General features: G+C 38.1%; 10 protein-coding genes and 1 pseudogene. 5 read left to right on the forward strand and 6 right to left on the reverse strand.

Annotated elements, in window-relative coordinates; all coding sequences use genetic code 11:
• Positions 1-345 precede the first annotated feature (345 nt).
• Positions 346-648 (forward strand): hypothetical protein, encoded by a 303-nt coding sequence (locus OCV27_RS17730; protein WP_171361177.1) that lies wholly within the window; start codon positions 346-348, stop codon positions 646-648.
• Here the strand turns inward: OCV27_RS17730 and OCV27_RS17735 are convergent.
• Both OCV27_RS17735 and OCV27_RS17740 read right to left on the reverse strand, forming a co-directional pair.
• Entirely contained in the window at positions 635-1,807 is a 1,173-nt protein-coding gene (locus tag OCV27_RS17735) for a GGDEF domain-containing protein (RefSeq protein WP_125321178.1), read from the reverse strand. The two genes, OCV27_RS17730 and OCV27_RS17735, sit on opposite strands and share 14 nt — an antisense overlap.
• A 345-nt stretch (positions 1,808-2,152) precedes the next feature.
• Positions 2,153-2,488, reverse strand: a complete 336-nt coding sequence (locus OCV27_RS17740) for a LysR family transcriptional regulator (RefSeq protein ID WP_245986730.1) — start codon at positions 2,486-2,488, stop codon at positions 2,153-2,155.
• 472 nt (positions 2,489-2,960) lie between these two features.
• On the opposite strand from OCV27_RS17740, the gene OCV27_RS17750 reads away from it, so the two are divergent.
• Both OCV27_RS17750 and OCV27_RS17755 read left to right on the forward strand, forming a co-directional pair.
• A complete protein-coding gene (locus OCV27_RS17750; protein WP_125321180.1) occupies positions 2,961-4,343 on the forward strand; it encodes a diguanylate cyclase in 1,383 nt (460 codons plus the stop codon).
• Between the two features lie 69 nt (positions 4,344-4,412).
• Positions 4,413-4,847: an Mpo1 family 2-hydroxy fatty acid dioxygenase gene (locus OCV27_RS17755; RefSeq protein WP_125321181.1), complete on the forward strand. Its 435-nt coding sequence runs from the start codon at positions 4,413-4,415 to the stop codon at positions 4,845-4,847.
• 319 nt (positions 4,848-5,166) lie between these two features.
• Here OCV27_RS17755 and OCV27_RS17760 read toward each other — a convergent pair whose 3' ends face one another.
• The gene (locus OCV27_RS17760) at positions 5,167-6,702 is read right to left on the reverse strand and encodes a DUF3612 domain-containing protein (RefSeq protein WP_125321182.1); all 1,536 of its coding nucleotides are present in this window, start codon (positions 6,700-6,702) and stop codon (positions 5,167-5,169) included.
• A 163-nt stretch (positions 6,703-6,865) separates the two neighbouring features.
• On the opposite strand from OCV27_RS17760, the gene OCV27_RS17765 reads away from it, so the two are divergent.
• Together OCV27_RS17765 and OCV27_RS17770 are read left to right on the forward strand one after the other, a co-directional pair.
• The gene (locus OCV27_RS17765) at positions 6,866-7,441 is read left to right on the forward strand and encodes an aldolase/citrate lyase/malate synthase family protein (RefSeq protein ID WP_125321184.1); all 576 of its coding nucleotides are present in this window, start codon (positions 6,866-6,868) and stop codon (positions 7,439-7,441) included.
• A gap of 395 nt (positions 7,442-7,836) precedes the next feature.
• Entirely contained in the window at positions 7,837-9,660 is a 1,824-nt protein-coding gene (locus tag OCV27_RS17770) for a M4 family metallopeptidase (RefSeq protein ID WP_125321186.1), read from the forward strand.
• A 44-nt stretch (positions 9,661-9,704) separates the two neighbouring features.
• Here the strand turns inward: OCV27_RS17770 and OCV27_RS17775 are convergent, their stop codons facing one another.
• From OCV27_RS17775 to OCV27_RS20910, 3 genes and pseudogenes are all read right to left on the reverse strand, one after another.
• Complete coding sequence (locus tag OCV27_RS17775) at positions 9,705-9,956, reverse strand: DUF2999 family protein (protein ID WP_125321187.1); 252 nt, start codon at positions 9,954-9,956, stop codon at positions 9,705-9,707.
• 206 nt (positions 9,957-10,162) lie between these two features.
• Entirely contained in the window at positions 10,163-10,582 is a 420-nt protein-coding gene (locus tag OCV27_RS20905) for a methyl-accepting chemotaxis protein (RefSeq protein ID WP_420919496.1), read from the reverse strand.
• A gap of 171 nt (positions 10,583-10,753) precedes the next feature.
• Positions 10,754-11,470, reverse strand: a pseudogene (locus OCV27_RS20910) (PAS domain-containing protein); the annotation flags it as partial.
• Between the last annotated feature and the right edge of the window lie 232 nt (positions 11,471-11,702).

Raw genomic sequence — 11,702 nt, forward strand, 5'->3', positions numbered from 1 at the left:
TGTTAAAAATAAGTATACCTTTAAACCACCAATAGAAGTGAAAATTTTGATAGAGGTTTGCTAATTTCTTATTATGCAAAATATGCTAAGTAATTTTCCACAGCCTATCTAGACCACATTGACTAGGTTTTTATTACCAGTAATGGATAATAATGAAAGGTGTTCGATATTATTTAGTATTAATTTCTCGTTACTATCTCATTGGCAAGAATTATGCTTGATTTCTTTAAGGTGTAATTTAGTCGATATAAGGATACCCAATATGCTGTAATTTCGCTGAAATTGAATCGATCTTCTGCAATTGATAAAAATATTTACTATAATTACATTGTAAAGGTATGTTTTTTGGGGAGGTTAGAAATGTCTATTGTACCAAAACACAAAGACCCACACGCACGTTATGATCCTAATAAGGAGTTAACGACAGATCAGTTGCACCGTTTTGGCAAGGTTGCCAACGAAGCACAAAAAAGACGTGAGTTGAGAGAGCAAAGTGGTTCATTAGCATCAGCTGCACGAGCCGTGAAAGATAAAGCGATGAAACCTGTTGTCGCACCAAAAAAAGACAAGCCAAACTCGGCTAGGTATGCCGCATGGATGCTGGTGATAATGTCTGTTAGTCTGTGGTTGATGTTTATGAGTCGTTAGTTTTAGCTTTCTTAAGAGGGGTTACTTTAGTTGAATCGAGTTCATCTTTTACATTGACTAATTTGGCATGTTCAGGGTTGTAGTATCGGTATTGATTTTTACCACTGTGCTTGGCCGAGTACATTGCCTTGTCTGCACACCGAGTTAATTCCAGCATAGAGTCAGCATCATCAGGGTAAATCGCTACTCCTGCACTAACAGTAAGTTTGTTTATTCTTGCTGTACTCTGGTAGCTATCTTCGAATAAGTGACAAATTCGCCCCAAAATGCTATTCAGATCATCAACACTATTCACGCCGTAGAGGAGTAGAACAAATTCATCTCCTGCAAATCGAGCAATAGAATAATCATTTTTTTGGGTTTTACGATCTTTTGTGCGAATGTTATTTTTAAGGCGATTAGCAAAGTGTTGAAGCACACGATCACCAATTTCATGTCCATAGGTATCATTGATGCTTTTGAAGTTATCAATGTCCAAAAATACCATCGCAGTTAAGGTCTCATTATTCTTAACCTGTTCAAGCTTGCCTAATGCCCAACTTTCAAAGCTCCAGCGATTTGCTAATCCAGTTAATTTGTCACGATATGCTAGGTCCTCAATTCCCTCTTTGTATAGAGATTGTATATAACTGACGACTTTTGAATAGAAGTAGGCGGAGGAGTTACTGAGTACGATTAGTGCGAGTAGGCTAATTAGGAATCTGTCTATTGCGAATTGACCAGGGACAGTAACCATATTGGTAAAAAAACAGACTATAGTAATGAAAATGAATAAGCTAACACTTAGAAATAACCCAGTACGAAATTCGCATGCAAAAATAATAGCAGCGATTATGGGGTAGAGCCAAAGCAATCTGTCAGATATATGTTCACCATAAAAAAGTAGCAATAATGCTTGGAACAGTAATACACTCGACAGTACTATGTCAGAAACATTGACAGATGGATTATATCTTAAATAGAAAAGGTTACATGCCAAAATAGTGGCACAAAATATATTGAGAGTACCGAATAGGTAGTCTTGGCTGATAACATGATTAGTCCCGTAATAGATCATAATAATCACAGCAATCACAGAGCAGAGAAGTACTATTTTACACTTTCGAGCAGAACGCATGTCTGCCATTTCTTCAAGATGTTGTCCTGCAAAATTTGTCATATAATCCCTTGCCTATGAAATTTACAATTCGGCTATTAAAGTCTAGAAGAAAAAACTCAGTCTGGAGCAAGGTTCGAGAAAATAAATCAATGAATATCAATCACCTATATGAAACATTATTCATAATAGTGTATTTTTCGATGTCTGGAAAATAAAAATAAAGGAGGATAACTATATGGATTTATTTGTAAAAACCGTAGAATTTTTCTTTAGAGAAGGAATTTAACATGTCATATTAATAATAAAATGTAAACTTTTCACTATCTAAATATAATAAAAAGGTCTATTAAAATAACAGTTCAAGTCCTCTATACTATTTATTAAACTCTGGACTGGCTGTCATAACTAGTTCATTTTTTGCGAGAAGTTCACAGTAATAGTCCGACCAGTCATTCGTTTACCGTGAATAATCGCAACATCGATGCCTTCAGCCTCCATTGTAAAGTGACCAGTAAGATTTGATATACGAATATCAACTTCAGGTGCATATCGGTTAAACTTGTCAACACGAGGAATCCACCAGCGCACCACCAAAGAGTTTATTATATTGAGCGTCAGTCGTTGACTTTGTTGTTGCTCAATAAGCTTTTCAGTTGCGATAATTATTTGTTCGAGTGCTGGCGCGACCTGTTTGTAATAATGGTGTCCTGTTGAATTAAGAAAGACAGGTTTTCCGTTCAAAAGCATATTACCTTGTAAGTTCTGGATCTGAATTAGCACCACTAATCTACACAAATTTGCTCTTTACTGCCTTGTGGCAGTTTTTGTTCTACCAAAGGCGTATGACTGTTTGCAAATTTATGGTCTGGTACTGATGGTTATCGCTAATACCACCTGTTCCATTAGGCTTGATAGGAAACCTGCTAACTCAAGTGGCTAAAGGTAAAAAAACTAATTCGAAGTATTTATAAATTCAAGCTTAAGATACTAAAATTACTAGAATTTTTGTGATTATTAAGTTGCTCTTTAGCATTAATCTCTCCCTGATAGTAATATTTTTATCATTATTAATGGAAACTTACTCAAGTTCATATAGTTTTTAAGTAGGGGATAAGATATTGGTATTGATCTTTATAGACAGATAACAAAGGTGGAGAATGACGTACATATCTCATCTGATACTTAGTTACAGCTTCCCAAATATCATCTATCGATGAGAGTTTGTGAAGGTGGGATAAAAGAATGGTTTGGCAGCCAATGGGTAGTTTCGATCATAGCATTATTTTTATGTACTGCTGGTATTGGGCTCGTTGAGTTTATTGATCGTAGCCAGAAAGCGTTCTTGCACGATAGTATACTAGTTCGAGCAAAGGAAGAACTTTCCATTGTTCGTTCTGAATTAGAAATTGCTATTTTCAATGATATTTTCGTTGCAAATAGCCTGTCTGCACTCATCGCTTCAAATCCAAGCTTAGAGTTTTCAGGCTGGGGGTTATTCGCCTCTAGTGTAATGCGTAAAGCTCATCATGTGGAGCTCATTACGTTAGCTCCTGATGATATAGTGAAGTATATATACCCGTTTGAGGGAAATGAACAGTTACTTAATTTAGATTATCGCACTCTTCCCGATCAATGGAGAGCTGTTAACAAAGCACGAGACATACACGAGATATTGATAGCTGGGCCAGTTAATTCAGTTCAAGGTGGGCGTGTTCTTATAGCTCAGGTACCAATTTTTACTGATCCAATATATCATCGAAATTATTGGGGAGTTTGCAGCTTAGTCATTTCACTTGAAAGTTTATTTAGTGATGTGGGAATCAAAAGTTACAGTGAAAAGTACGATCTGGCGATGCGTGGTGTTGATAGTTCAGGTCAAGGAGGAGATATATTTTATGGTACACAAAGCACATTTGATCGTTCTTTTTCAATAGAATCTGTTAAGTTTCCTTATGGGACTTGGAGTATTGCCGCTGCACCCAAAAGTGATCTTCTTGAATTTAGTAAATGGTATAGAGTTCATGCGGTTAGATTGTTGGGTTATCCACTTATTGTTTTACTAATGTTGGCCTATGGCACTATTTTTTACCTATATCACACTGCTAACCAACGCTCCCTTCATGATGCACTGACGTCACTGCCAAATAGACGCTATTTTATGTATACGCTAGAACGACACTTTAGCCTGGTTACTGGTTCCGGAAAAAAAGAGTCATTTGCGATTCTCAATGTAGATTTGGATAAATTCAAATGGATTAACGATACCTATGGGCATGCTGCTGGAGATAAAGTACTTATTGCAGTAGCAAAAAGAATTAAAAGCGTATTAAGATCGTCTGATCTAGTGGCTCGAGTAGGGGGTGATGAGTTTTTGATACTCTTAACTCGAATTAAAGATAAAGAAAATGTTGATATTATTAATATCGAATTACAAAAAGCAATCTGCCAAACTCCAGTAATTTATGAACATCATGAAATCGATATTTATGTCAGTGTTGGTCAGGCTGTATATGGTGATGAATTTGCAGAAGTGGATGAGATGCTCAAAGTGGCTGATGATCGTATGTATGATGAGAAGAAGCGACGTCAAGATTAATTGGGTCTTACTATACTCCACCTAAACCACTTTATTAAAAATCCAATCAACGAGAATTAAAGGAGAAAAATGCGAGACCTGACTCAATGGTTAAATGATTATGGAGCAAGTCACCAAGATCCCGTCAACCAAAAGCTTCATAAGGTGTCTGTCCCTGGTATTTTTCTATCCGTTGTCGGTTTATTGTGGACAATACCTTCTGTTTCGATTTTTGGTTTTACCCTCAATTGGGTTTACTTAGCCATAATCCCCGTTATGATTTTTTATTTCAGACTTTCCTTAAGTGTGTTTTTGATGATGTTAGGATTTACTTTGGCTTGTATATCTTTAATTTGGTCTTTAGACATTCTGCAATTACCAGTATTATTTATTTCATCAAGCTTACTTCTCCTATTGTGGTTAATGCAATTCATTGGTTATAAGATTGAAGGAAGAAAGCCTTCTTTTTGGGATAATTTTTGGTTTATCTTAGTTGGTCCAATTTGGGTATTTCGTCATAAGTAATCTATGAGTAGTGATGGCCTCTTCAGGCTTAATGCGCTTCATTAAATACGTCTACTTGTTTTTTGCAAAACGCGAAAACGATCTTTGCATTTCGCAATGAAACTTACGATCCATACGTATGTGGTATGCCACTATTTATTTTTATTTTAAAAATACCTTAAATATCAGATGCTTATGCCAATATAAATATTGGCATGAGTTGTGCTTTATCTATAGTGACCCTTATTAAGCCGAGGGTCACCTAGCCAACTGACGTTGTTAGTGAATATAGATTGTTCACACATTATGTAGCCAACCACACTTCTTGTGGTTGGCTTTTTTATTTTGACTCTTCTTGACTACATTGGGTGTTTAGGCTGTAGCAACTTGGTTTCCTTGGACAAACTGCTCCACGGGAACAAATTACGCGCGCATCAGCTTGTATGCCACGCTCAACCCAATTAATATTGAGGATCTTGGCGATAGTCTTGAATTCCTTTCGAATATTATTAGGGATAGATGCCGTCCCCCCATTTTCAACACATAGGGACTTCAGCGATTCAGCTATCGCTTTAGAATCACCACCTTGTGCATCAATTGCTGGGTTTAAATCAATGCCTGCACACAGAACTCGATTGTTACCTGCTGGGTCTGTTATGTTGACTGATTCACAGCAGTAGATTCTAGGTTCTTCGTTGACATTTAAGATAGAAATTTGCGCAGAGCTGTTGCTTTTAGGTTGTGAAAGTCGGCGGAAAACAGCCCAATGCTGGCAAGGATCATTAACTTGACACATATTCCCCCAAGGTAGAGGAATTCCGTTTCCTCTATATACTGCTTTAAGCTTATTTTGACCATATGCATCAAAATAGTGCCAATGTGGGTATGGAGACACCACGGTCATGCGCCGCATCGCAACTGAGGGAGAGACGCCGGCTTTTAGGTGGGTATCAATTTCGTATCCGCTTCTATCAAGTAATTGGCGAAAAGGAACCTTAGGGCAAAGAAGAGCTCCAGCGAAAAAGCTTGATTCAAAATCACGCCATGCTTTCAAGATATCTTTCGACTTAAGTTCTGAGGTTGAATTTGATTGGTCTTCGTTCGTCCAGCTACTAGCTTGACCTACAGTGAGGACACTTTTTAGACCTGCCTTATTATGTAAAACGCAGTGACCTATATAGACGGCGAGATCATACTTTAAGCGTGTAGGGTGTTTCTTGAGCACTTCGTTTAAGTAAATCGTAGCTGAAGGCTCAAAAAAAGAAGTCATTACTTGCTTAGTACTAACTCCTAACTCATCAACAATATCTTTTGGCGGACTGGATATCCAGTGGATACATAGGCCCATATTACGAGCAATATTCATGAGATCTTGCCAAGACAAGTTGAGTTGCTTTCGACCAACTTCTTCTGCTGCACGTTCTAGATCAGGAAAATGGTTCTGGTTACTTTCCTGATGAGCTCTAATGAGCAGGTGAGCAAATTGACGTCCTGAGATGCCTGTTTGAGATAACATTTCTGGTATGGCAATCTGCAATATCTCATTTGAAAAGAGAAAACTTGGTTCAAGTGCCATTCCATGAATCCCACCTCTATTTCCTTTCATCGGTGTAATATCAACTTTCTCAGGCTCATCATCCAGAAACCATGAAGGATCTTTTTGGAATACGTTGGCGATAACTTCTAGCATATCACTACTGGGTACGCGCTTTCCTCGTTCAATCATGGATAGGTATGAAATTGACGGTGCAGATTCAGGGTTAACTCGAATACAGCGAGTAGAAAGGTCCTCCATGGTTAAGTGGTTTTTCTTTCTGAGATTTCGTATCTTAGTTCCCAAAAAATGAGACTGTCGAATAAGGCTTTTTGATAGCATTTTTGTAAAATTCACATTGTAAAATTTTTGTTGTGAAATTGTAGTAATAAATTCACTAGTATACAAAGTAAGCAAAGTAATTAATCGACATATAGCGAAACACAAATGTTAGATACTTGCTCAAGAGCAGTAAATCTATGGAAAATCCGTGAGGGAATACTTTATGAATATGCTTACTTTCGACAAAACGAGAAATAATCAAGAGCACGAGACCTATATCGCTGAAGCAGTCTTTGAGGTAGAAAAGGTAAGCGCAAATAAGGCGTCAGAAAAGCAAGACAAAGCAAAACAATTACTTGATCGCCTTTTCCCACTTGAAAATGGTTCCCATAACGATGTGACTGCGTATGTTGTAGATTACCGACATGTTATGGCTTATTTCAAAGATGGTCGCCATAGCGGTTTAGAACATCCAAAACACTTTGTTGCCTATTCTGGTGATAAGGAAGATCCTGAGTCGATTCTCTTCCGTGATGGTACAGGAAGCCATGTTGAACTGACTTTTGGTTGCCATAAGGGGACGGGGTGTGTTGAATTAGTTGAGATCGACGATATACAATTAGAGACATGTACGTTGTTTTCACAAGAAAGTCAGGATATGTCAGCAATGCGTCATTGGATAAGCTTGGTTAAAGGGGATGATATAGGAAAGCCTCGAGCATATTCTGAAGCTAAAGAATATACAGCAAAATCTGGTGAAGATTATGATTTAGCATGTTGCTATAAACTTATTAGATAGAATTAACTAAAGTTTATTTTATTAATAAAGGGCCTTTATTTTAGAAAGGCCTTTATTGTATCTGATGTTCTGTAAAATAATGAAATAATGATGAAAACGATTGCAGCATACCAAGTGTCACTAATGATATCTGACTGTTCAATTTTTATGACTCAAAACTATCATTAGTTGTTATATCGTTGTTTTTAAGGAGTCTTAATGTCATAAAGTTAAATAAATGGCAATTTAATGAGTATTTGATGTCTTATTTTTTTTCCATGTAGTCAATTGTAATTTCATATTAAGTTTGCTTGGTTAAGCTGTTTTCAACCATGTTATTGGAGCGAGTTGTCGCAAAGACACTTCCTATTCAGTCGTTGGGGAGAGGGATTCTATACCAATAACAGGAAAGTAAAATGAAACAACATCAAACACTTTGGCTAATTGCCGCTGGGTTAGGAGTCAGCCTCCCAGCAACGGCCGCACAGATGGTTAAAGTCGAAAGCGATGCACTATTGCACAAAACGCTAAAAGCTCAATCTACTAGTGTTGTACCGATGGAAACAGGTTTTGCTGAAGTTAAACGAGTAGTTTTACCAAATGGCAAGGTAAAAGTTCGCTATCAACAGACTTATATGGGGCTTCCAGTATTTAATACCTCGGTAGTTGCTACTGAAACAAAAGCTAGTCAAAGTGAAGTGTATGGCATTATGATGCAAGGAATTAGTGGTGATGTCGCCACTTCTTCTCCAGCTTTAGACGAAAAACAAGCTATTTCAGCGGCTAAGAATGCTTTTAAGAGAAGAACTTTAGTCGAATCAGGTGCTCCAATAGAAAATACTCAATCTAAGCTTATGGTTTGGCTGGACGATTCAAATACTGCCAAAGTTGTTTATATGGTTGATTTTTTCATCGCAGCTCAGGTACCACAGCGCCCATTCTATTTTATTGATGCCAATACAGGAGAAGTCCTTAAGCATTGGAGCGGGCTTAATCATGCTGAAGCACAGGGTACAGGACCTGGTGGGAATGAGAAAACAGGGCAGTATAGTTTCGGAACAGACTACCCAGGGTTTGTCATTAGTAAGTCTGGTAATACTTGTGTAATGAATAATGCTGCTGTTAAAACGGTTGATCTAAATGGTAGTACTTCAGGCAGCAGTGCCTACAGCTATTCGTGTAATGATGATTCCAATTTTAATGATCACAAGTTTGTCAATGGGGCATACTCACCGCTTAACGACGCCCATTACTTTGGTAAAATTGTGTTTGATATGTACAAAGACTGGATGAATACCGCGCCATTAACCTTCCAGCTCACAATGCGCGTACACTATGGCAGTAGTTATGAAAATGCTTTTTGGAATGGCTCATCTATGACATTTGGTGATGGAAAAAGTAGATTTTATCCGTTAGTAGACATTAATGTTAGTGCACACGAAGTAAGCCATGGTTTTACCGAGCAAAACTCTGGCTTGGTATACGCCAATATGTCTGGTGGTATGAATGAAGCATTCTCTGATATTGCAGGTGAAGCCGCTGAATACTATATGAAGGGCTCTGTTGATTGGATAGTAGGGGCTGATATTTTCAAATCAGATGGGGGTTTACGTTACTTTGAGCAGCCCTCTAGAGATGGTCGCTCAATAGATAATGCTTCGCAGTACTATAGCGGTTTGAATGTGCATTACTCTAGTGGTGTATTTAATCGTGCCTTCTACCTATTAGCAAACAAAGCAGGTTGGGATGTGCGTAAAGGTTTTGAAATATTTACTTTGGCAAATCAGACGTATTGGACAGCAAATAGTACTTTCGATGAAGGTGGATGTGGGGTTGCTAAAGCAGCTGCAGATATGGGTTACAGTGTTACAGATGTTGAAGACGCATTTAATACAGTCGGTGTAAATGCTTCTTGTGGCACGACACCTCCTCCAACTGATAACATTTTAGTGAAGGGTTCACCCGTAACTAACCTTTCTGGTGCTCGTTCGTCAGAAGTCTTCTACACATTTACTGTTGATTCGGCATCAAATGCGGTTGTCTCTATGTCTGGTGGAAGTGGTGACGCAGATCTATACGTAAAAGCAGGTAGTAAACCTACAGCCAGTAGCTTTGATTGTCGTCCATATAACTACGGAAATAATGAGCAGTGTAGTGTGACAGCAACGCCTGGTATTACTTACCATGTTATGCTGAGAGCCTACAGCAGTTATGCAGGTGTGACATTAAGTTTGAATTAGTTGTGGTTGAATAAAACGATAAGGCTCCGTCATGGAGCCCTTATTTATTGTTGGAGCTTATTTTTTGCCTGTTCTACTTTTGAGAAGTCGAGGCCGAGTTCTTCAACAGCCTCTTTAATTAGCTGAGGATTTTGCATTATCTGTCCCATCAACAGTTGCAATTGGTCTTGTGGCAAGCCAAGCTGACCTATATTCGCCATGGCTGCAAGAGGGTTTTGCGTTAGTGTTTCAAACAGATCATTTATCTGCTGATTGTTAATATTGTGTTTGTTTAACATTTCAAGTATTGGGTTCATAGTCCATCTTTCGCTTGTGTGTAGATAATATCGAAGTGTAACATCGGCACTCTTATTGTTGAACATCGAATATTTTAGCGCTTAGTATTTGATTGCAATGGTACTAAACCTGACTCTTCAGAGATGACATGACTTGCGTTGAAATATTAAACACGCATTTTCGATGTTATGTGTAGCCTAAGTCCAACCTATGGTCTAGCTCATACTTAAGTATTATTTGCTTGGAAGCTGTTGACTGCTGATGCCACACTTTCAGCACCGCTATATATCTCGTCCATAGTGCGAGATACTTCTTCGATACGAGAGCTGGTTTGTTCTGCTACATTGTTTACATCATTCATTGCTTTTGTAACTTCCTGTGTCAATGTCATGTTTTTGTTGACAACCTGAGTAATTTCTTCTGTAGATTCTGAGGTTCTAGAGGCCAACTGTCGGACTTCATCTGCTACGACAGCAAACCCTCGACCTTGCTCTCCAGCTCTTGCTGCTTCAATTGCTGCATTTAGGGCCAGTAAGTTGGTTTGGTCAGCAATGCCACCAATCGTTTTTACAATTTCCGAGACATCGTTTGAAAGCGATGCGAGTTCTTGGACCTGATCGATCGATTGGTTTAAGTTTTTCATCATAGTCTGTGAAATATTTACAGTATCTTCTAGAATTTTTTTACCTTCTTGGGTCACTTGAGAAGTTTCTACTGCTGTACTGTAGGCAATATTGGCAGCATCAGAAACTGCTAATTCTCGGTTTACATCTTCAGTGATGTTAGAAGCGAACTTAACCACCTTATATACTTTTCCTTGTCCATTACATACAGGGCTGTATGAGGCTTGAATCCATATTTCTTCGTCATAATTATTCTTGCGCAAAAATCTACCGGAAAAAGCTCTACCGTTAGATAGATCTTTCCAAAAATTAGGGTTTTGATCGTAAAATTCATCAAAACAAAACATTTTATGATGCTTGCCTTGGATTTGATCAAGGCTATACCCCAGAGCGGTAAGGAAATTGTTGTTTGCTTCAATAATCGTTCCGTCAGGTTGGAATTCGATTACTGCGAAATTTTGGTGTAGTGCTGAAATTAGGTCTTGCTGTGAGCGGGCTGTTATCATTTTTTCAGTGACGTCATTAGCAATTTTAATCACACTTTCGACTCGACCACTATCTCCTAATACAGGAAAGTAGGTTGCTTCGATAATAATGAGCTCTCCTGATTTATTATACCGCTCAAAGGTTCCAGATTTTACTTGGCCTTTCGCTAGGTCTTGCCAAAAACTTCGGTAGTCTTGGGTTTCTACATATCTTGGATCACAAAACATTCTGTGGTGTTTTCCTTGCACTTCATTGGGCTTGTAGCCCATGGCTTCAAGAAACAGGGGACTTGCTGACTTTATGTCACCATTGGGTGTGAATTGTATCGTTACTAAAGACTGATTCATCGAATTGATGGTTTGTTTGTAACCATTGAACTCGTCGTTTTGGTTATCGTTTTCTACAAGTTTTCTGAAGGGCCACATAGACAGTTACTCTTTAATGATTTTTTTATCACTAGTAAGTATGATCTGTGTTTAGAGTAAATCAACTCGGCGCATAATATTTATTCTCTTCAAAATAGAGCAAGGCTTTTCAAAAAGGTGGCTTCAGTATTCTATCGTGTGCTTCCAATGACAGTTCATCAAACCTGCTGATATTCGGAGAGTCATCTGATAGTTAGTGAATTATCAGCTTCATGTGTGAAGGAATAGGTGT

This window comes from Vibrio pectenicida (assembly GCA_024347015.1).
Lineage (GTDB): Bacteria > Pseudomonadota > Gammaproteobacteria > Enterobacterales > Vibrionaceae > Vibrio > Vibrio pectenicida.

Coding starts and splice junctions, on each gene's coding strand:
- OCV27_RS17735 (WP_125321178.1), bottom strand. CDS start 1,807: ATGACAAATTTTGCAGGACAACATCTTGAAGAAATGGCAGACATGCGT.
- OCV27_RS17750 (WP_125321180.1), top strand. CDS start 2,961: ATGAGAGTTTGTGAAGGTGGGATAAAAGAATGGTTTGGCAGCCAATGG.
- OCV27_RS17755 (WP_125321181.1), top strand. CDS start 4,413: ATGCGAGACCTGACTCAATGGTTAAATGATTATGGAGCAAGTCACCAA.
- OCV27_RS17760 (WP_125321182.1), bottom strand. CDS start 6,702: ATGCTATCAAAAAGCCTTATTCGACAGTCTCATTTTTTGGGAACTAAG.
- OCV27_RS17765 (WP_125321184.1), top strand. CDS start 6,866: ATGAATATGCTTACTTTCGACAAAACGAGAAATAATCAAGAGCACGAG.
- OCV27_RS17770 (WP_125321186.1), top strand. CDS start 7,837: ATGAAACAACATCAAACACTTTGGCTAATTGCCGCTGGGTTAGGAGTC.
- OCV27_RS17775 (WP_125321187.1), bottom strand. CDS start 9,956: ATGAACCCAATACTTGAAATGTTAAACAAACACAATATTAACAATCAG.
- OCV27_RS20905 (WP_420919496.1), bottom strand. CDS start 10,582: ATGATGAAAAACTTAAACCAATCGATCGATCAGGTCCAAGAACTCGCA.